The sequence below is a fragment of the Snodgrassella sp. ESL0323 genome, from assembly GCF_013346865.1.
Lineage (GTDB): Bacteria > Pseudomonadota > Gammaproteobacteria > Burkholderiales > Neisseriaceae > Snodgrassella > Snodgrassella alvi.
Genome location: NZ_JAAEDT010000010.1, coordinates 1 through 21,067 on the forward strand (window position 1 = coordinate 1; position 21,067 = coordinate 21,067).

Here is a 21,067-nt window from a genome sequence, read left to right on the forward strand (position 1 = left end):
GGGAGAGAATGTAACGATAGACGTAGAACTGATTCATCCGATTGCGATGGAAGAAGGCTTACGCTTTGCGATTCGTGAAGGTGGCCGAACAGTTGGTGCCGGTGTGGTTGCTAAAGTTATCGCTTAATCAGGAAGAATATAGATATGAAAAACCAGAAAATCCGTATTCGTCTGAAAGCTTATGACTACGCTCTAATTGATCGTTCTGCACAGGAAATCGTAGACACTGCCAAACGTACTGGCGCTGTGGTAAAAGGTCCGATTCCTCTGCCAACCAAAATCGAACGTTTTAATCTGCTGCGTTCTCCTCACGTGAATAAAACTTCACGTGAACAGTTGGAAATTCGTACTCATCTGCGTCTGATGGACATTATCGACTGGACTGATAAGACCACTGATGCATTGATGAAACTGGACTTGCCAGCTGGTGTTGATGTTGAAATTAAAGTTCAATAATTAATTGAATTACTAAAACGGACTGGATATTATCCAGTCCGTTTTTTATTTATTCTTAATTCGGCTAATTGAACAGGTTAGAATAACCAATCCAGAATTTTAGGCAAAATCTGTGCTGTGACAGGTGAGGTGGATATTTTGCGGTTAATGATTCTACCATTAATGCAGAATTTATTAGCCAGTTTCAATTGGTGTGCAGAGTATTTAGTTAATAGTTTAAGCCATAAAAAAACCAATACCATACTAGGTATTGGCTGTGGTGGAAAAACAGATTGATGCAGTTTGTTAATATTTCACAGCAATTGTTGTTGAATGTGATGTTTAATTATATCTGCCATTTTTTTTATCCCTGTATCAATTTTTTCTTCTGAAACAGTTACAAAAGCCAGCCTTAAACAATTATTTTTTTCACTGTGTACATAGAAAGTTTCACCGGGAGCAAAAACTATTTTCTGAGCAATGGCTTCTTTGAGTAATTCAGTAGCATTAATATATTCAGGTAATTCAACCCAGATAAACATACCTCCTTCAGGTTGATTCCAGCTAATTTCGTTAGGCATATACTGTGCTAATGATTGCAACATATACTGGCAGCGGGCATTATATAGCTGGCGGATTTTTGGAATATGATGATTGAGAAAATTATTTTTACTAAGAACCTGATAAGCAATGTACTGGGTCAGGCTAGGGGTATGTAAATCAGAAGCTTGTTTTAGCGGAAGCAGTTTACTGATGAATTGTTTATTCGCAACCAGATATCCTAAGCGGAGCCCCGGCGCTAAAATTTTGGAAAAAGAACCTAAATAAACAGTATTTTCTGGTGCCAGCGTATATAAAGCAGGCAGGCGCTGACCCTGATAATCCAAATCGCCATAAGGGTCATCTTCAATCAGCAATAAATTATTCTGTTTTGCTTTTGCGGCTAAAGCCTGTCGCCGGTGTAATGGTAACCGACGTCCGGTAGGGTTTTGAAAGTTTGGAATGCTATATAGAAATTTTGCAGAGCTTGCCAGTTCATTATCAATAGTTTCAGGAATTAAGCCTTCATTATCACTGGCAATAGCTATATATTCGGGATTGTATTGATTAAAGGATTGTAATGCCCCAAGATAAGTCGGAGTTTCTACCAGTACTTTATCGTTAGTATCAATTAGTGCTTTCCCGATTAAATCCAATGCCTGCTGTGAACCAGTTACTATCAGAACTTCATCACTACTGACAGATACATGATCACGTTCAGATAAATAATTTGCTATCCATTGCCGTAAAGGTGTATAGCCTTCACTTGGTCCATATTGTAGTGCACCATAAATATCCTGGTTTTCCAGTAAGGCATTAGCTGCATCTTTGATTTCTGATAATGGAAATGTATCTGGTGCCGGTAAGCCGCCAGCAAATGAAATAACATCTGCTTGTTCGGTGACTTTAAGGATTTCTCTGATGGTTGAGCTTTTTAAATTTTGTGCACGTCGGGAAAATTTCCAGGGCATAAATCTGACCTTTTTAGATGATATTTGCTTAATTGTTAAAATATATTTATCTTATTTGATTTTAAAATTAATTTTTAATTGTGGTTTGGATAATGCAACGAATTTTATATCGTACTTATAAAGCGTAATATCAGCCGTAGAATATTTAATATCTGAAAAGCTTTTCGATGAATAACATAAAATTAGTATAGCATCTGTGCAAAAATACTGACAGATAACGCTATACTTGTACTTCATTATTACAATAAGTATGGGTTATTCATAAGCATGCTGTTTCGGTAGCCAACAGACTGTCAATTGTTTCTCGCTCTCGAATCAGATGATGTTCTGTACCATTAACCAATACCTCAGCGGCACGACAGCGAGTGTTATAGTTACTTGCCATACTGGAAGCATATGCCCCAGCACTTTGTATTAACAATAAATCACCTGCTTTAGCTGCAATGGTTCGGTCTTTAGCCAGAAAATCTCCGGTTTCGCAAATTGGTCCGACGACATCAGCAACAAATTTATCTGCTGTTGTCGGAATGGCGTTAATAATGTTGTGATAGGCCTGATATAGTGAAGGCCGCATCAGATCATTCATGGCCGCATCAACAATCACAAAGTTCTTTTCTTCACCTTGTTTAATGTATTCAACTGTAGTGAGCAAACTGCCGGTATTACCAATCAGACTGCGCCCGGGCTCGAGTATTAATGGCAGATTACGCCCGGATAACAATTTGCTGACTGCTGCTGCATAAGCATTCAGATCAGGCACATTTTCGTTTTGATAAACAATACCTATGCCACCACCCAAATCAATATGCTCTATCTGAATTCCCAGTTCGTCTAGTTTGTCTACTAGTACCAATAATCGTTGTAATGCTTCGATTAAGGGTGATAAATCAGTGAGTTGTGATCCAATATGGCAGTCAATTCCTGTAATTTTTAAGTGCGGTAATGTAGCCGCAAGCTGATATGCTGTTAATGCATCCTGACTGGCAATTCCGAATTTATTGGCTTTTAACCCAGTAGAAATATACGGATGGGTATGAGCATCAACATCAGGATTAATACGCAATGATACCGGAGCAATTTTATTCAGACGCTGGGCAATACTATTAATACGTTCCAGCTCAGCCAGTGATTCAACATTAAAACAGCGAATATTGTTTTTCAGGGCAAATTCAATTTCAGCACTGCTTTTGCCCACCCCGGAAAAGATGACCTTGTCGGCAGCTCCGCCAGCCAGTAACACCCGTTCTAATTCCCCGCCTGAAACGATATCAAAACCACAGCCCAGACTGGCAAAATAGCGCAGAATAGATAAATTTCCATTGGCTTTGACTGCGTAACATATTAAAGGTTTTAAATCGGCAAAAGCCTGCTGATAAAGATTAAAAGCATCTGTCATTGCTTTCTGGCTATAAACATATAATGGTGTACCATACTGTGCAGCCAGTACAGAGTAGGGTACTTGTTCACATTTCAGGGAATTAGTCATGTTTAGGTAAATTTTTCTGATCAATCGGATCAATAGTCAGTCCGGTTTGTACAGGTCCGTATTTAGCTTTATCTCCCTCTTTTGGCAAATAAAGATCACCTTTATAACCACAGGCCGCTAAACAACTGGTTGCAATTACAGTTAAAAAGAAGAAACGAAACATTAATCTGACCTATTGTAGTTAAGCTGGCAGTGAACAGCTGTACTGCCAGAACGGATAAAACTAGGATTTAAACATATTATATGGCAAGATAACAGTTTGAATGTAATAAAATGCAGGGGTATGGTAAGTAAGATGACCGAAAGTGAATTTTTGCAATATAGTGATGATTTGTTTGGCTATATTGAGGAAAAAATAGATGAAGGCGGTTGGGATCTCGATTGTGAAGCTGGCGGAAATGTACTCACAATTGAAGCGGAAAGCGGAGAGCAGATTATTGTAAACCGGCATGCTGCCACTCAGGAATTATGGATAGCGGCAAAAAGTGGCGGTTATCATTTTGCCTGCAAGAACGGTCAATGGCTTTCAGCACGGGATGGCAGTGAATTTTTTGCGGTCTTAAATCAGGTGCTGTCTGCCGCCTGTGATGATGACGTATCTATTCCGGTTTTGAGCTGATTTCTGATATGGGGAAATAGTGATGTTGCATACCTTGATTAAACATGATTTGAAGGCTTTACAGGCATTTGTGGCCATTGTTGAATGTCAGGGTGTGACTGCTGCACAGAAACGGCTGAATATGTCACAATCGGCAATCAGTATGCATTTGGCGCATCTGGAAGAAAGTCTGGGCGTGATATTATGCCGGCGCGGTCGTTCGGGTTTTGGGCTGACTAAAGCCGGACATCAATTATATGAAGCTTGTACATTACTTTTACAGGCAACATCTGAGTTTCATCGGGAAGTACAGAATATTAAATGGCATCGTTCTGTGCTTTCCGGTAAGTTGCGAATTGGCTTAGTTGAGTATTTACCACCTGATTTTCAGCGTATTTTTAATCAGGTCATTGCCAGTGCCTATCAGCATTATCCGGAGCTGCGTTTGACTATTGATATTTGTGCGCCACATGATATCGAAACCGCTATTGCCAATAATCAGATGGATTTTGGTATTGGCTATTACTATAGTCTGCTGAAAAATTTGCAATATCAGATAGTTTTCGAGCAGCGTGAGCATGTTTATTGTCATGCAGAACATCCGGCTGCAAAAGTTAAGGATTTAACGTTAAATCAGCTTGCTGAAGAATATCATTGGGTAAAACGTACCTATGCTGATTTTCCGGCTAATGCCGGCTTTTCTGCCGGAGTAACTACGGCTACTGCAGATAAAGAGCGGGCAACATTATTGTTTATTCTTGCAGGCAGCCATCTTGGTTTTTTATCACAAGATATGGCTGAGCCTTATGTTCGTACAGGTGAACTGGTGCCATTACTGGCACAGCAGGCGACTAATATAATAAATCATTTTGCTGTTACCCGTCCTACGCCTGATCCACGGGTAAACTGGTTTCTGGGAGAGTTAAGCGGTCTGTTGCCTTAATTTACAGTTGAATTTTATTTATATAGATATTCTATGAAAGAAAAAGAAATAAAAGATTTTTGATAAAGAAATAATAACAGTATATTAGGCATACAGGAAAGAAATTACTTTACCGGCTTTAGATGCTCAGATTTTTGTACATCCGCTCTTTAAAGCTGAAAGAATGACTTGGTTTAAACCTTTTTTATGGATGATGTACCCATCAGATGGGCAGAGAAAGAAGGACAAAAATATATTTTAGCAATTAAAATGAATTGATATTTCTTTAGCTAATTTTCATGTAAAAATTATTTTAATAAATATATATTTTAGATTACCAGGGAATATCTAAATTTTTATAACTACCAATTTTGGGTAATTTTTCTTCAAAATCACAACTTGCTATTGCAGGTAATTCCTGCTATTCCATAATATTTCTAGAATTAACTTAGAATTATAAATATCGTCTTTTGAATGTTGTGCTTCATCTTTTAAATATTATATAAAATTTGAAAAGTATATGAATCAATCTGGAAATTCTTGAGTTTTATTATCATCATATTCATCCTTAGCTGTTAAACTGCCTAAATTTAGTCGATTTTTTATATTCTGTTTAAACAATAGAAGTACTTTTAATCCAATTTCCCATCTATTCAGATACGTCAAAAAATATACTTTAGCTTCTCCCGCTCTTTTAACTGCAAAATTTTTCGCATGAGCGAGGTCTGCAAACGATCCGATCTATAATTAAAGTAGCGTCGTCTGTTTTAACAGTTTCAGAAGGTGATTTGGTTGAGTTAAAACTGTTTTTTAGTTGCATAAGGAGTAATAAAAGTATTAATGATCTTATTCAAAGTTTTAAATATGCTCTGACGGTAGCCCGGCAAATGCTGCATCCATATAGCAGCGAATTCAGGATAAAACTGAGCACCTCGTTGTGCTTTAAAATTTCCTGCGCCAGCACTACAGTGCAATATACCGCGATGTTTTTCCGTTTCTAAAAAAGCTTTCAGCATCAATCGACGATAAAGTCCATATTGTATGGGCAGCTCCAAATCATATCCGAGTATGAGAGTTGCAAATTGATTTTCACGTCGAGTAAGACCAACAAACCCGCTTAAAGGATTTTTTGATGAAGTGTCTGAGTGGTTCACTAACCGTAAACCATAAAATTGTATAAAACCTGTCTGTACTGCTGTTTTAAAGAAATCTACAGAATAGTCTGGATTATATGGTGGATATTTTTTTCGGTACAGTTGATTATAAAGAAATAAAGCTCGTTCAAAATCATCATCAGAGAAATCTGTACCTGCCACCCATTCCGACTGAGAGGTATATTTTTTTTCCAAACGAAGATCCCTTTTCACATCTGCATGCCGGCGCCAGCTGGGTTCATGTAGATTGCTTGCAATCCATACTTGTCGTGTTGGAATCAATAAGAAACCATTTTGTTGCAGCTCATTGATCATGTCCGCATGAAATATTGGTGTCAATGAACGGATGATAATAGGTAAATTATTAAGATTTTTATCAGCAGCCTCTTTTATTAAATTTTTTACTGCTAGCAAAATATCATTGGTAGTACGATTGCTGGGATAGATATTAGTCGCTAAAAACCAGTGATCCAGAAAAATGCCACTACCCAAGCCACTCATCTGCATTGATAACTGTGCAATATAGGATAATCCGGCAAAAAATAGTCGCAGATATTTTGGAGTATGAATTAATTCCAGTTCGGCGCGCGCATAAGGTCCATAGCTGTTGAGTAAACTCGCTATCCAGCTTGTTTGCGGGTTGTTGCTGGTATTCCAGATAACAGGGACTTTTTCGTTATTAATCTCAGTGCTGGTGACTTGAAAAGGGGCATTATTAACAAAGTGATTGCCTTGTGTACATAATACTTCTACAAAATCCTGCCTGTGTTGAGATGAATTTAGTGAAAGTTTATTTTGCATAATGAAATAAAAAATTAATTGAAGACGATGGGCATACCATCCCACTCAATATCTGCGGTTGTAGCTGCTAATGGGGTGATATGCAGTTGTATAGCGCGCAAAAGTAGTTCTGTTGTAGTCGTAAATTGTGTCCAATAGGGCAGGGTATCGCCTTTTTTCCATACAATATCCTGAGCCTCTTTATAGTCATGCCAGAAAGTTGGGTTTTTCCAAAATCGCCATTGCTGGGGTGTTAATAGCATAGATAAACTATGCATTTGGGGAGAATTAAAGTTCATTTCATCTAAAGTGACAGATGAATTCATGTCCAGATTTAGTATTGTTTGGACAATAGAAGTTTGTATTGTCTGTGACAGAGCAGTCATGAAATGAATACCACTTGTGGCGCGGGGATTGCATTCCAGTACAAATATTTTACCTGACGCGTCTTGAATAAAATCAAATCCCACTTGACCGTGATAATGGGTTTGCGCAGCGAAGTATTCAACAAATTCACGTATTTCAAGATGTTGTGCTGGATTGAAGTATATTCCGGCACCTTTACCAATCCGGTATTTTGGATGATAACAGCTATGAGCAATCACTTCACCATGTCTGATAATACTGTAACTGCAGTATTCTTTCCCCGATATATATTTCTGTGCAACCCAGGGTTGTTGTGGTGATGCCTGAAGCTGATTGTAGTTGATAGTATGCGGACAAATTAGTGTCTGGGTAGCAAAACGTGAAAATGCTGGCTTAAAAACCCATTGTTTATCGGCGGAAAATTGTTGTTGTTTAAATAAGGTAAACTCTGCCTGATTAGTTAGTAAAAGAGTATCAGGACTTGAAACAGGCCAGTTTTGTGTTAGTTGAGCAAAAAAGCCTTTATGATGTAATTGCGTTAGTAGTGAAATGGAACTGGTGAATAGCTGGCAAGGGTGAATCTGTTGAATGAGGTCATTGGCTGAAGCCAGATAAAATACCTCTTCGCAATTTGGAATAATTGTATGAATTTTTTCTTGTGTCAGTAATTTTATAAGCTCCTCCAGCCACAAACCGGTTTGAGATTTAGGTAGAGGAAGACGGGTATAACTCACTATATATCTGCTGTAACGGCTTAACGCATAACTCATGCTATCAGCCATATGCACCCGATAACCAGCCTTAGCCAGTAATCGAGCCCATGTCAGGCTAGCTGGTGATCTGGCTCCTAATATAAGTATGTTAGGCATATTTATTTATAGTTAAATAAAGTTAATTGAATAATAAATATAAGAATTATTACAATTTTATATTTATTACGAACAACTGTAACTATTAATCTAATTCTGTAAAATGAAATATGAATTCTAATCCTGAGTGTTTTAACTAATTGCTATAAAGATATTTAGAAAGGAGAAAAACTGTTATTCCCTAGAAAGTTCATACATAGCAAATAGTTGTTTTAAACAATTAGGTCATGGTATTCCTAAAAACTGATAAATGAATAGTATAAAAAATTCTTAAAAAATAATAATATAATCACTTAATCAGAGTAAATATTTATAAATTCTAAAAAGGATAAAACTATCTATATAGCTTTAATCAATATGTATGATTAATATTTTACTTCTTAAAAGTTATTTACTATTGATCATGTTTTCAATTAATGAACATACTAACTTAACATCTTCAATGGTAGTTCGCCAGTTGACAAATGCTGCACGTATACCTTTTTCATGATTAAAAGTGGTTGGTGTCATAAATACAAGACCGGTTTTATTTAATTTTTGCAGAAATTCAGCGGTATCGCATGCAGCAGTAACTTTAAAGCAGACAATATTTAAACGTACTTCAGCCAATAATTCAAAATGGCTGCTTTTACGTATATAGTTACCAAATTCTTGAGCCAGCTCAATAGAATTATCCACAATATACCGATACCCTTCTCTGCCATAGGCTAACAGGCTGAACAATACTGGTAATGCTTTTAGTCTTCTGGAATTTTCCGGCAAGATATTCATAAAGTTAAAATTTTCCAGTTGATTTTCCAGATAAGGAGCACTGCTGTTTTTAAACTGGTTAAACTGTAAGCTGAAATGCTCTTTTCGTATAAAAAAGCAGGCATTTTCATAAGGTACGTTTAACCATTTATGGCAATCTATGGCAATGCTGTCAGCCATTTCCCAACCATTAAGTAAATGTGGATAGTGTGAAGAGCAGGCGGCAAATGCTCCAAAGGCGGCATCAATATGTATCCAACAGTTATAGCTATGCTTCAAATCCATAATTTCCGCAATAACATCAAAATCAGCTGTATTGGCTGTGCCCGCATTTAAAACCAGAATAAATGGCTGATGTTTGAAATGATCTTCAATAAACAGTTTTAATTTGGCTACATTAATGGCTTCACGCTGATTTGAAAGAGTAGGAATGGTAATTAAGTTATTTCTGCCTAAACCAAGCATAGCCAATGATTTTAATACTGATGAATGAGGGGTAGCCGATATAACCGGCAGTGACAGATTTATTAAACCATCAGCCGCAATATCCTGCTTAAACTGAGTGCCATACCATTGTCTGGCCACAGCCAGCGCAGAAAAATTTGCCATGGTCGTGCCGGTGACAAATCCGCCGGTAAATTCTCTTGGCAGATTGAATAAATCCAGTAATAAATCAGTTGTCTGAGTTTCAATACGTGCAGATACATCCCCCTCGCCGCTGATAGCCTGAGTATTCTGATCGTAAATAGTGGCCAGAATATCGCCTATTATTGCAGCCGGTGTACTGCCTCCGGTTACATACCCCCAATATCTGGGACCGCCTGAAGCAACAATAAACTCTTTAAACTGAGTATTAAATTGATTTAAGGCCGCTAATCCGCCATAACCTTGTTCGGGTAGATTTAGTTGCGGCAAACTATTTTGCTGTTGCGGAGTTAATTGGCAACATGTTGGCATACTGTCGAGGTTGTTTAGAAAGTCGATAGATTGATGAAAAGTATTTTCTAAAAGCTCATGGATGGCAGTTAAATCGTTTTTTAATGTTTTATTCATATATATTTATTGTATGGATTTATCTAGAATTGATTGTATAACTTTTTAATTATTGGAGAAATTTATTTTAAATCTAAGCAATGATATCTTTAGATAAGACAATAAACTCTGCCTGGTTATGGAAATAGACTTTTCTGGAAAGATTCAGGCAGACATCTTAAAATCTGAATCTGATTTGTATTCTAAAGTTTGTCTATCGTGAATGAATTTGATTTTATTCGTCAATATTTATATCGTCAGCAGCAGGATGAGCAACTTATTCTGGGTATTGGGGATGATGCCGCTATTATAAGACCTCGTAGTGGCTATGATCTGCATTTCAGTACTGATATGCTGATAGGCGGAACACATTTTTTTCCGGATGTTGCCCCGGGGGATCTGGCGCATAAAATACTGGCTGTTAATTTGTCGGATATGGCCGCTATGGGAGCCAGTCCGCGCTGGGTATTGCTTAGTGTGGCACTGCCTGAGCTAAATAAAGAATGGTTAGCAGCGTTTTGTGATGCTTTGTTTGCTCTTGCTGCGCGTTTTGGGGTAACACTGATTGGTGGTGATACCACTAAAGGTAACTGGATATTTAATGTTAATATTATTGGTGAAACACCTAGAGGACAGGCTTTGCGGCGTGATGCCGCAAAAATCGGTGATGATATCTGGGTATCCGGTCAGTTGGGGCTGGCTGCCGCTGCATTGGATATGCACTGGGGAAAAGTAAAATTACCCGCAGATGTATATAAGACGTGTGAACAGAAACGTCTGCGTCCGGAACCACGGGTTGCACTGGGAAGACAGCTGCTCTCCCTTGCGCATGCTGCGCAGGATATTTCTGATGGTCTGGCTCAGGATATCGGACATATTCTGGCTGCGAGTAAGGTGGGTGCACAGTTGAATGTCGATGCTATTCCCGGCTTACAGACTTTACGGCAGATATCTGATGATGAGCAGCAATTAAGGCAATGGATGCTGGCTGGAGGTGATGATTATGAACTGGTGTTTACTGCATCTCCTGTACAACGTGAAGCAATTTTAACAGCAGCTCAGACTACTGTTACACCAGTAACACGGATTGGTGCTATTACTGCATCAGGACTATTGCAGTTAAAAGATAATGCGGGCAATATTATCAGCTTATCTAAACAAGGATTTGACCATTTTGGCTGAACAAGATTTGACTACTGCACCGGTAACACCAACCTGGCGCTGGTTGTGCCGGCATCCGGTATGCTGGCTGGGTTTTGGTTTTGGTACGGGATTAGCGCCAAAAGCACCCGGTACATTCGGTACGCTACCAGCCATTCCATTGGCTGCATTATGGCTTATGCTGGGATTACCCCTGTGGCTAAATATCATTTTTGCTTTGTTGCTGTTTCTGATTGGTATATTTATTTGTGATTATACTGAACAAGCATTGCGCCGGCAGGATTATGGAGGCATCGTCTGGGATGAAATTGCTGCTATGATGCTGATTTTATTTTGTATCCCGGCAGGCTGGATATGGTGGCTGGCTGCTTTTGTTATTTTCCGTTTCTTCGATGCTGTAAAACCATGGCCTATTCGTTGGTTTGACGCCCGGGTACACGGCGGGTTCGGTATTATGCTGGACGATTTGATTGCAGCAATTTTTAGTTTACTGGTGTTATTACTGGCCGGATACTGTGTATCATCTTATGATTCAGTTTTGAATATATTCAGATAAAATTGCATAAAACAGTTAAATCTTTAATCAATAATAATCTGGAATGCGTTATGCTATGCTAACCATAATGATAAAGTAATCTGCATGGGGCTGATGTCAGATATGATATTCAACAGGAAAAGGAAAACAGCATGAGTGGTCAGATTTGGTTGTATGTATTAATTGCTGCCATAATCGGTTTGGTGCTTGGTATGGGGCTGATGTGGCTGTTATTGCGGCGCAGTAGTCAGAATCAGCAATATCAGTCAGTTAAAGCCAGCTTTGACAGTTATCGTCAGCAGGTAGACCAGCATTTTATTCATACTGCCAGTGCTGTAGATGAGTTAAACCGCTGCTATGAAAAAGTATTGCAACAACTCAATATTGATGCAAAGCAATTGATGGAAAAACATACTTTGCAGGAACTGCTACAGAAACGTGCTGATAAAAGTGTCACTTTGGCATTTATGACCAGCTCAGAAAATAAAAATCCGCAAACAGATGCGGATTCGACCTTGCCTTATACTGATGTGATGCAAGCGGCCGTTATCCCAATTAACGGCATGCCGGATCAGGTACCTGATCGTATCGGTCCTAACGTGATACATAGCCACGAGCAGCTGACACATCCTAAAAGCAAAAATATTACACGTGACAGTGGATTAACACAAAAATCAGTTGATTTACAACAGAGTAAATCCTGATTAGGGTTTAATGCATTAAAAAATCAGGCTGTAGCAAAATTTTTGCTACAGCCTGATTTTTATTTTAATTAGCGTATAAATTCGATATTTTCCGGTTTTTTCAATCTCTGTTTAAGTAGTTTAGGTAAAAGAGGATGAAAATACCAGTGCTGGTCATCCAGCCGGATACAGCCTGCCTGAGCCTCAATCGTCACATTCGTATCAGTTACGGCATCTGTTTCAGTAACATGTATCTGATGCCATTTGCCCCAGTCGCAAACCGGTAGCAATGGCGCATATTGCATAACTTTGTCATTTTGTTCATCCATAGCTGTTTCTCTACGGCAGTGACCATCACATAAATGAGCAGCCTGTTTCGGACAAGGCTCATGAGTGCTGATGCTTTGCGGCAGAATATCCAGTACCGCTGGGCACAGATCATAGCGGCGTGCCCAGTCAGATAATGCACGTTTTGCTGCACGCGGATGAGCAAATAATCCATAAGGCGGATGTTGCAATATTCCTTCCTGTAGCCGAATAATTCTTGCTTGTAATTGTCCGCGCTGATTGGCTACAAAAGAAACCGTATACCAGTTAGCTGGTGAGGAAGATTTGGATAAATGTGTCTGTGTTTGTGGGTGTAACTGATAGTAACCATATAGCCATAATGCATGCAAAGAGCTGACTGCGGGAATAAAATTAATTTCTGTAGTATTTTTCCAGTAGCTTTGTGTATTTTGGCGCTGAAATTGTATACATATATCGGTAAAAGCCCGTTCCACTATCATTAAAGATTCAGGCTGATTCGGAGAATGTTGTAACAGAAGCCCGGAGCTGTCTGGCAGGGCATATAATTGCTGACGTAATTCAGGTTTAAGCCATGCAGGGAAATAACCCGGTTTAATCATTGCCCGCCACTGAGACTGCCAAAGGGCATTATCATGCTCACGCAAGCTGCGCTGTAAAAACTCAGTTAAAGCAAGAACGTCACCCATGGCACGATGGCGGTCGGCTGCATTCAGATCAATCTCGAAACGTGCAATAATGGCATCGAGATTATGTTTAAAATGCTGCGGGTATAATTTGCGTGAAAAGGGGACCGTATCAAGTGTTGGTGCTGCAAAATTAATATTATTGCGTGCAAAAGCATGACGCAAAAAAGTGTAATCAAAGCGACTATTATGTGCGACCAGAAGGTGCCCGCGCAGTAAAGGTAGAAGCTCACCTGCAATGTCGGTAAAGCTCAGTGCATCCTGCACCATTTCGTTGCTGATACCTGTTAACTTAGTAATAAAATCGCTGATGGGTTGCTGCGGATTAACCAGCCATTGATGTCGGCTGATACAACCTTGATGAAAACGTAAAATAGCGATTTCAGTAATCCGGTCCTGAGCGAAATGGCCACCGGTGGTTTCAAGATCGACTATGGCAACAGGCAGAGGCAGCGTACAAAAAACCGCTGCCAGCTCGGCAAATGCAGCGGCGTCATCGTTGGTAACAATGCTCATGACGCAAATAATTAACGCTTAAAAAATAGTCATTTTATACTAAAATGCAGGTTATGGAATAATGCCTTTATACTAAGAAGTTTAATGAATTTATATAAACACTATCTATACAGGTCTTCAGAATTTAAATATGAATTTATCTGTCGATAAAACAGTATATTGCTTAATATTGCTATTTTTTAATTATGACTGGTCTTGACAGTAATGCCGATGTTACCTATACTGCACATCTTTCTCGCACCCGTAGCTCAGTTGGATAGAGTATCTGGCTACGAACCAGAGGGTCGGGCGTTCGAATCGCTCCGGGTGCACCAAGTTTCCGCGCCCATCGTCTAGCGGTTAGGACATCGCCCTTTCACGGCGGTAACCGGGGTTCGATTCCCCGTGGGCGTGCCAGTTAATAAGAAAAGCTAGCTTTTTAAGCTAGCTTTTCTTTTATCCAGATTTCTGTTCAGAATTCATAAATTTATTAAACTAATTTAAGTAAGAGTGACTGGTTTTTTATTCAGGTAGTCCGGTTATCTGAATTTTTCCATTAATGTTTAATGTGAGGCGAGTTTCACCGGCTGCAATATCCTGAACCGGAGCAGAGCCGGCTGTACGGCTTAGCATCATAGGTTGAGCATAGGCTGCATAATTCTGGGTAGGCTGGCTATTGCCTAAATTTATATTCACTATTTTGTATCCATGACCACCTAGTTCATGAGTAATTTGTGTTGCACGCTCCTGAAAACGGGCAATGGCCTGTCGGGTTAATTTTGTTTCATAGTTTTTCAGTGTTGTATCCGCAACCTGATAATTTATAGCTTCAATGGTTGCCAGACGCTGTACTGTAGCAGCGAACTGATTTAAAGCCGCTAAATTTGTACTTTTAATCTGTATCAGAGCACTGTCCTGCCAGCCATTATCGATGCGTTTATCTTTTTGATAATCAAATCTTGGCTCAACCGCACGCGTTAATTGTGTGGTATTAAAATCAGCATGCCGGTGTGCATTAGCCAGAATCTGATTCAGTTGACTGGTAGCTTTATTGCTGATCTGTTGTCTGTCCGCTCCCTGTTGCTGAATCTTTAATACCAGCACCATTTCATCCCGGGTAACGGTTTGCGACGCCTGTGCACTCAGCTCCACTACACCATAATTTAATTTTATTTCTTCTGCCAGACTGCTACTTGTTGGATATACAGATAGTAATACTATGATGATATATGAAATAAAGCGGCTGTTCATTGTACAAACCTTTGTCACAATATAATTAAAGCAGATTAGCAAGGTGACAGATTAAATACAATAATTATTTGATAATAATGGGAAAAGATGAAGAATATACAGAAAATTTAGAAATAAGGGTGGCGAGCCAAACCCCCGGCACTGGTCGCTTTAAGATGGGCTGCTTGCTTCCGCACCTGACCCGTTGTCCTAAATAACCATGCGGGGAGACCCGCCACAGCGCGGTATTATACCGGTAGTTAGACTAATTCCCAACTATTTTCTTAATTTTAATACAAACAAAAATAGCTATTGTTAAAACAATAGCTATTTCAAATAATTAATCGCAAAAATTAAAGGCTGATTTTGGTTTTACGTACACCATAATCCGGTTGAAGCAGAGCGCATTGCGGATGATTATGACGGCTGAAACGGCGCGCACGTCCCGGAATTTGCTGACAGCTGACACTTACGTCATTACTATCCTGAGTTCTGCTTGTCTGATTATTTGCATTAAGCTGATTGGCTTTAGCCGCTCGTTCGCGATGACGCGGTTTATCACTCTCAACTTTAACCGAAGAAGTCTGTGACGCTTTATTTTCAGCGGGTGCCTGTTCCCACCAGCGCGGTTCAAAGCCTTCAATGCGTTCAATTTGCAGGTTATTCTGAGTTAATTCTTTTATTGCATTAAATACTTTTTGTTCCTGTTCATCCATCAGGGAAATAGCTACCCCTTCAGCGCCGGCACGACCGGTACGTCCGATACGATGTACATAATCTTCGGCATTCAAAGGTAGCTCATAATTGATGACAAACGGAAGTTCAGCAATATCCAGACCGCGTGCCGCTACATCCGTGGCCACCAGAACACGCAAACTGCCTTCCTTGAATTGTGCCAGTGTTTCCAGACGTGTTTGCTGGGATTTATCGCCATGAATGGCTTGTGCACTTATCCCGCGGCGGTTCAATTCGCGATTAACCTGATCAACACTTTGCTTAGTATTACAGAATACAATTACCTGATTCATGTTCAGATCACAAATCAGCCGCTGCAGAAGTGAACGCTTGCGTCCGTTATCCAGTGCAATAATATGCTGTTCCACATTGGCAGAAGTGGTATTTTGTGCCGCTACCTGAATTTTTTCCGGATTATGCATAAAATCCTGAGCGAGCCGCTGAATGGCCGGTGCAAAAGTTGCTGAAAACAGTAAAGTCTGACGCTGTGATGGTAGCATTTGCATGATTTTGCGGATATCGTCAATAAAGCCCATATCGAGCATTCGGTCTGCTTCATCCAGAACCACAATTTCTACTTTGTTTAGCTGGATATTTTTTTGTTGTACGTGGTCAAGCAAACGTCCTACTGTGGCAATAACAATCTCGCAGCCCTGACGTAAATCCTGTTTCTGAATCTCCATATTCATCCCGCCAAACAGCACAGTCTGGCGTAAAGAAAGATTTTTCAGATAACCCTGTACATTCTGATCAATCTGGTCAGCCAGCTCACGGGTTGGCGTCAGTACCAGCATACGCACAGGATGCATTGCCGGAGATGTACTGGTATTAGCATAGCGTTTCAGCCTTTCCAGACTGGGCAGCATAAAGGCTGCAGTTTTTCCTGTACCTGTTTGTGCGGCAGCAAGTAAATCCATACCTGCCAGCGCTTTCGGAATAGCCGCATACTGTATAGGTGTAGGTTCGTGATAACCTTGTTCTGTTAGCGCAGAAACAATTTCCTGAGATAAACCCAGGCTGGCAAAAGCATTCATTTTGACAACCTCCAGTTGTTGTCTGCAAATACATACAACTGTTACGAATTGGATAGAATAGATGACTGTTCAAATATCATTATTTTTAGAAAAGCACCATAACGGCAGATGGTAATCATTGATGTTATGGTTATTGTGACAAAATAGTCACTAATGTAAACCAATAGTGTATCATCTTTATCAACCCGTTATAAACCTGACTGCTATCTGGCTAAAATTAAATAAAAATTCGTAAATTAGCATTTGAATGAAGTCATTACAGCTTTGTATAACCTTTTGCAGACGGGCATTCAGCTATTAAGTAACAGATAACAAAATCGTATAATTCAAATAGATAGCATAAATAAGCTTTTGCTAAACATCTAATCATAGGCTTATGAGATAATTAACTTTATTAAGTTAATCATACAGTACAAGTGAGCATATCAATATGTCAGATGAAAAAAGCAAGGCTTTGGCTGCGGCACTGGCGCAGATAGAAAAGAATTTTGGTAAAGGTTCCATCATGAAAATGGATGGCAGCCATACCGATGAAAATCTCGAAGTAATCTCTACCGGTTCACTCGGACTGGATCTGGCTCTGGGTGTAGGTGGTTTACCACGTGGTCGTATCGTAGAAATCTACGGACCGGAATCTTCCGGTAAAACCACGCTGTGTCTGGAAGCCATAGCACAGTGTCAGAAAGATGGTGGTGTATGTGCTTTTATTGATGCCGAGAATGCCTTTGACCCGATTTACGCCCGTAAACTTGGGGTAAAAGTTGAAGAATTACTGGTATCACAACCTGACACCGGCGAACAGGCTCTGGAAATTTGTGACATGCTGGTTCGCAGTGGCGGGGTGGACATGGTTGTTGTTGACTCGGTTGCAGCTCTGGTACCCAAGGCTGAAATTGAGGGCGAAATGGGTGACAGTCATGTCGGCTTGCAGGCCCGTCTGATGAGTCAGGCTTTGCGTAAACTCACTGGTAACATCAAAAAAACCAATACTCTGGTTATTTTCATTAATCAGATTCGTATGAAAATCGGTGTCATGTTTGGTAATCCTGAAACCACTACTGGTGGTAATGCACTGAAATTCTACTCATCTGTACGTCTGGATATCCGTAAAATCGGCCAGATTAAAAAAGGTGATGATGTTATTGGTAATGAAACACGCGTTAAAGTAATCAAAAACAAAGTAGCTCCGCCATTTAAACAGGCTGAGTTCGATATTTTGTATGGTGAAGGTATCAGCTGGGAAGGTGAGTTGATTGATATCGGCGTTAAGCTAGGCATTGTTGAAAAATCAGGTGCATGGTACAGCTACAATGGCAGCAAAATAGGTCAGGGTAAAGACAATGTACGTCAATGGTTGAAAGATAATCAGGAAATAGCCGACGAAATTAATCTTAAAATTCGCAATAAAGTAGGCATCACTGCTCAGAATACCGAAGGGCAGTTGGATGATACTGATGGTGAAATGCCTGCCGAAGACTAAACGGGTCTGTTTTAAAAAGCTGCTTAGCTACACTAAGCAGCTTTTTTATTACCTTATATGAGTTAAAAATCGACTGGAAAATTCTGGATAGTATATAGTTCAAAGGAAGGTAATTGCGTATGGAATAAGCAATACCATTGATAATACGGAAATGAGTTGCAGAGTTAGAGACCATTCCATTACTTCAGATATGCATCTGATAAATGCTTTTAAAGCGGATTTAAGTTATGATGTTGAAAGGGAAAATAGTACTATTTGTAAAAATTTCCAATCAGAAACCACACCTTTTAAACAACACCAAGCATAAATCATGATCACTTTAGCTGAATATCAGCAACAAATGACTGCCGGCTATACTCATATTCCATTAGTACAGGAAGTGCTGGCAGATATGGATACACCATTATCACTTTACCTGAAACTGGCAAATAAACCATTCAGCTATTTGCTGGAGTCGGTAGTAAATGGTGAGCGTTTTGGTCGATATTCTTTTATCGGTTTGCCCTGTGATACCTATATTAAAATATCCGGACAAAACACAAGGGTATACCAGAAAAATCAGCTAACAGAAACGCATCAGGGTAATCCGCTGGAATTCATTAAAACATTTCAGAACAGATATAAAACTCCTGATATTCCTGACTTGCCAAGATTTACAGGGGGATTGGTAGGTTATTTCGGATATGAAACCATTTATCATTTTGAACAGATAGCCCACCGGCTGAAGCAGGCAGACAAACCTAATCCGATTGGTGTGCCTGATATTTTTCTGCTGCTTTCCTTAGAGCTGGCGGTTGTGGATAATTTATCAGGCAAAATTTATCTGATTGTTTATGCCGATACCAGTAAAAAAGATGGTTATCAGCAGGCCAGAGCACGTTTAGAAGAGTTACGCACCGCACTGCGTCAGAGTGTGCAGTTGCCATTGTCACTTGGCAGTGAATTAACTGAGCCAGTGGCTGAAACTGGCGAAGAACAATATAAAAATTATGTTAAACGGGTGAAAGAGTACATTCTCAATGGCGATTGTATGCAGGTTGTCCCCAGTCAGCGCCTCAGCATGCCTTTTTACGATAATCCATTGAGTCTGTACCGTGCTCTGCGTACTTTGAATCCTTCCCCTTATTTATTTTATTATCATTTTGACGACTTCTATGTGGTGGGGTCTTCTCCGGAAATTCTGGTAAGACGTGAACAAAGCAGCGTTACAGTACGTCCTATTGCCGGAACGCGTCCTCGGGGCAGAACACCAGACGAAGATCAGGCACTGGCACAGGATCTGATAAATGATCCCAAAGAAGTGGCCGAGCATGTCATGTTAATTGATCTTGGACGCAATGATGTCGGACGCATTAGTAAAATCGGTCAGGTAAAAGTTACCGATAAAATGATTATCGAACGCTATTCTCATGTAATGCATCTGGTATCCAATGTTGAAGGTGAATTACAGGATGGAACATCGAATCTGGATGTACTGGCTTCCACCTTTCCGGCTGGTACGCTTTCAGGCGCACCAAAAGTGCGTGCTCTGGAAATCATCGAAGAACTGGAGCCAAACAAACGCGGTGTTTATGGCGGAGCAGCCGGTTATCTGAGTTTTTCCGGAGATATGGATTTATGTATCGCTATTCGTACTGGTGTTGTCAGAAACAATACACTATATGTACAAAGTGGTGGCGGTATCGTCTTTGATTCAGATGAAGAGCTGGAATGGCAGGAAACTCAAAATAAAGCCAGAGCAGTAATCAGAGCAGCGCATATGGTGCAGCAAGGTCTGGATAAGTAAAAGCAGATAATTAGTCACTTACAATAAACTATGGTTGATGCGCTATTATTTATAACTATTCCATCAATCATAGTTAATGTCGTCGCCAATACTATACAGTAAACCATCAGCTAATCATTTAAAACACAAATCAGCATTAAACAGGTTTCAATTCCACTTTAATATCTGCCGGCGGGGCATAATAGGGCGCAGAGGTAACCAGTAATTGCGCTCCCGCACGAACATATTCCGCTATATTTAATAAAGTGACGCCACCGGCAGCAGACAATAAACTCATTGGCGCTAATATTTGCTGTTTTGCCAACACCAGTGCAAATTCTTCCGGCGTAAATTTATCCAGCTGTACAATATCTGCCTGTGCTGCCTGTGCTGCCTGTGCTGCCAGTGCTGCGAAAGCCTCTTCGATATTATCTGCTTCGACAATAATTTTCTTTTCCGGCGCAGCATACTTTAAACGCGTTACCATAGCAGCCCAATCATCCGGCTGCGCATAAAAATGGCGGTGATTGGCAAACAGCAAAACAGACTCAGCTGTGCCGGCACGATGTAATATTCCTCCGCCATCTATTACAGCCGCAATAGCCAGAGATTTCGTACCGGGAATACTCTTACGCGTGCAGGCAATTTGTACCAGCGGATTAATCTCATGTGCGCTTGCCAGCATTTGCGCCATATATTGTGCTACACCACTGCACCATTCCAGTACATTCTGTGCCACCTTCCAGCCCTGATGCAGATTTTCAGCTTGACCAAAAGCGGTTAACAGTACGGTTTCAGCATTAACATCAGCACCGTCTTGTTCTTGTATCACTACTTCCAGCCCAAGCTTCTGCAACAGCCTGGCTGCAATGGCTACACCACTAACCCTGCCAGCTTTCTGGCGACAGAATGTCATTTTTCCAGCCTGCCGGCCAAAACCTAAAGCACGGGTGGTTAAATCACCATAAGCGATATCATCGAGTAATAGTTTATCCAGCTCAGCATCAGATAAATAAAACATGGTATTTCCCCGTTAAATGAATGACTGCAACCT

Annotated in this window: 17 protein-coding genes, 2 tRNA genes, 1 other RNA gene and 3 pseudogenes; 12 read left to right on the forward strand and 11 right to left on the reverse strand. The window is 40.1% G+C overall.

The annotated features are described in order from the left end of the window. Together tuf and rpsJ are read left to right on the forward strand one after the other, a co-directional pair. Nucleotides 1-127 (forward strand): annotated as a pseudogene (gene tuf, locus GY065_RS02010) (elongation factor Tu); the annotation flags it as partial. A gap of 17 nt (nt 128-144) precedes the next feature. Further along, nucleotides 145-456: a 30S ribosomal protein S10 gene (rpsJ, locus tag GY065_RS02015; protein ID WP_025329903.1), complete on the forward strand. Its 312-nt coding sequence runs from the start codon at nt 145-147 to the stop codon at nt 454-456. A gap of 293 nt (nt 457-749) precedes the next feature. On the opposite strand, the gene GY065_RS02020 is transcribed toward rpsJ, so the two are convergent. The 3 genes from GY065_RS02020 to GY065_RS02030 all read right to left on the reverse strand — a co-directional run bounded on the left by GY065_RS02020 (nt 750) and on the right by GY065_RS02030 (nt 3,595). Then, the gene (locus GY065_RS02020; protein WP_174832902.1) at nt 750-1,946 is read right to left on the reverse strand and encodes a PLP-dependent aminotransferase family protein; all 1,197 of its coding nucleotides are present in this window, start codon (nt 1,944-1,946) and stop codon (nt 750-752) included. A 259-nt stretch (nt 1,947-2,205) separates the two neighbouring features. Then, nucleotides 2,206-3,432, reverse strand: a complete 1,227-nt coding sequence (gene lysA, locus GY065_RS02025) for a diaminopimelate decarboxylase (RefSeq protein ID WP_174832903.1) — start codon at nt 3,430-3,432, stop codon at nt 2,206-2,208. Then, the gene (locus GY065_RS02030; RefSeq protein WP_078474526.1) at nt 3,425-3,595 is read right to left on the reverse strand and encodes a lipoprotein; all 171 of its coding nucleotides are present in this window, start codon (nt 3,593-3,595) and stop codon (nt 3,425-3,427) included. Before GY065_RS02030 ends, lysA begins: the two co-directional genes overlap by 8 nt. Before the next feature lie 132 nt (nt 3,596-3,727). On the opposite strand from GY065_RS02030, the gene cyaY reads away from it, so the two are divergent. The 3 genes and pseudogenes from cyaY to GY065_RS13525 all read left to right on the forward strand — a co-directional run. Further along, nucleotides 3,728-4,051 carry an iron donor protein CyaY gene (gene cyaY / locus GY065_RS02035; protein ID WP_078474527.1) on the forward strand — a complete coding sequence of 108 codons (324 nt, stop codon included), beginning with the start codon at nt 3,728-3,730 and terminating at the stop codon, nt 4,049-4,051. Between the two features lie 22 nt (nt 4,052-4,073). Further along, on the forward strand, nt 4,074-4,973 hold the full coding sequence (locus tag GY065_RS02040; protein WP_174832904.1) for a LysR family transcriptional regulator: 900 nt from the start codon (nt 4,074-4,076) through the stop codon (nt 4,971-4,973). Nucleotides 4,974-5,073: 100 nt separating this feature from the next. After that, nucleotides 5,074-5,214 (forward strand): annotated as a pseudogene (locus GY065_RS13525) (DUF4291 family protein); the annotation flags it as partial. A gap of 535 nt (nt 5,215-5,749) precedes the next feature. Here the strand turns inward: GY065_RS13525 and GY065_RS02050 are convergent. The 3 genes from GY065_RS02050 to GY065_RS02060 all read right to left on the reverse strand — a co-directional run bounded on the left by GY065_RS02050 (nt 5,750) and on the right by GY065_RS02060 (nt 9,924). After that, complete coding sequence (locus GY065_RS02050; protein ID WP_174832905.1) at nt 5,750-6,952, reverse strand: hypothetical protein; 1,203 nt, start codon at nt 6,950-6,952, stop codon at nt 5,750-5,752. After that, nucleotides 6,922-8,121, reverse strand: a complete 1,200-nt coding sequence (locus GY065_RS02055; protein ID WP_174832906.1) for an ATP-grasp domain-containing protein — start codon at nt 8,119-8,121, stop codon at nt 6,922-6,924. Before GY065_RS02055 ends, GY065_RS02050 begins: the two co-directional genes overlap by 31 nt. 387 nt (nt 8,122-8,508) lie before the next feature. Further along, entirely contained in the window at nt 8,509-9,924 is a 1,416-nt protein-coding gene (locus tag GY065_RS02060) for a pyridoxal-dependent decarboxylase (RefSeq protein ID WP_174832907.1), read from the reverse strand. A 198-nt stretch (nt 9,925-10,122) separates the two neighbouring features. On the opposite strand from GY065_RS02060, the gene thiL reads away from it, so the two are divergent. From thiL to GY065_RS02075, 3 genes are all read left to right on the forward strand, one after another. Continuing rightward, nucleotides 10,123-11,085 carry a thiamine-phosphate kinase gene (gene thiL, locus GY065_RS02065; protein WP_174832908.1) on the forward strand — a complete coding sequence of 321 codons (963 nt, stop codon included), beginning with the start codon at nt 10,123-10,125 and terminating at the stop codon, nt 11,083-11,085. Continuing rightward, on the forward strand, nt 11,078-11,620 hold the full coding sequence (locus GY065_RS02070) for a phosphatidylglycerophosphatase A (RefSeq protein WP_371731926.1): 543 nt from the start codon (nt 11,078-11,080) through the stop codon (nt 11,618-11,620). Before thiL ends, GY065_RS02070 begins: the two co-directional genes overlap by 8 nt. Before the next feature lie 131 nt (nt 11,621-11,751). Continuing rightward, entirely contained in the window at nt 11,752-12,303 is a 552-nt protein-coding gene (locus GY065_RS02075) for a ZapG family protein (RefSeq protein WP_174832910.1), read from the forward strand. Between the two features lie 68 nt (nt 12,304-12,371). Here GY065_RS02075 and GY065_RS02080 read toward each other — a convergent pair whose 3' ends face one another. Then, nucleotides 12,372-13,790, reverse strand: a complete 1,419-nt coding sequence (locus GY065_RS02080; protein WP_174832911.1) for a 3'-5' exonuclease family protein — start codon at nt 13,788-13,790, stop codon at nt 12,372-12,374. Nucleotides 13,791-14,027: 237 nt separating this feature from the next. On the opposite strand from GY065_RS02080, the gene GY065_RS02085 reads away from it, so the two are divergent. Then, a tRNA-Arg gene (locus GY065_RS02085) sits at nt 14,028-14,104 on the forward strand. A gap of 7 nt (nt 14,105-14,111) precedes the next feature. Continuing rightward, a tRNA-Glu gene (locus tag GY065_RS02090) sits at nt 14,112-14,186 on the forward strand. Between the two features lie 105 nt (nt 14,187-14,291). Here the strand turns inward: GY065_RS02090 and GY065_RS02095 are convergent. From GY065_RS02095 to GY065_RS02105, 3 genes and pseudogenes are all read right to left on the reverse strand, one after another. Then, complete coding sequence (locus GY065_RS02095; protein WP_174832912.1) at nt 14,292-15,020, reverse strand: SIMPL domain-containing protein; 729 nt, start codon at nt 15,018-15,020, stop codon at nt 14,292-14,294. 118 nt (nt 15,021-15,138) lie between these two features. Then, nucleotides 15,139-15,236: signal recognition particle sRNA small type (ffs, locus tag GY065_RS02100), an RNA gene on the reverse strand. Nucleotides 15,237-15,534: 298 nt separating this feature from the next. Further along, nucleotides 15,535-16,768, reverse strand: a pseudogene (locus GY065_RS02105) (DEAD/DEAH box helicase); the annotation flags it as partial. A 430-nt stretch (nt 16,769-17,198) separates the two neighbouring features. Between GY065_RS02105 and recA the strand changes: the two are divergent. Both recA and trpE read left to right on the forward strand, forming a co-directional pair. Then, nucleotides 17,199-18,248: a recombinase RecA gene (gene recA, locus GY065_RS02110; protein ID WP_025329915.1), complete on the forward strand. Its 1,050-nt coding sequence runs from the start codon at nt 17,199-17,201 to the stop codon at nt 18,246-18,248. Between the two features lie 310 nt (nt 18,249-18,558). Continuing rightward, entirely contained in the window at nt 18,559-20,034 is a 1,476-nt protein-coding gene (trpE, locus tag GY065_RS02115) for an anthranilate synthase component I (RefSeq protein WP_174832914.1), read from the forward strand. A gap of 136 nt (nt 20,035-20,170) precedes the next feature. On the opposite strand, the gene modD is transcribed toward trpE, so the two are convergent. Beyond that, a complete protein-coding gene (modD, locus tag GY065_RS02120) occupies nt 20,171-21,034 on the reverse strand; it encodes a ModD protein (RefSeq protein ID WP_174832915.1) in 864 nt (287 codons plus the stop codon). Between the last annotated feature and the right edge of the window lie 33 nt (nt 21,035-21,067).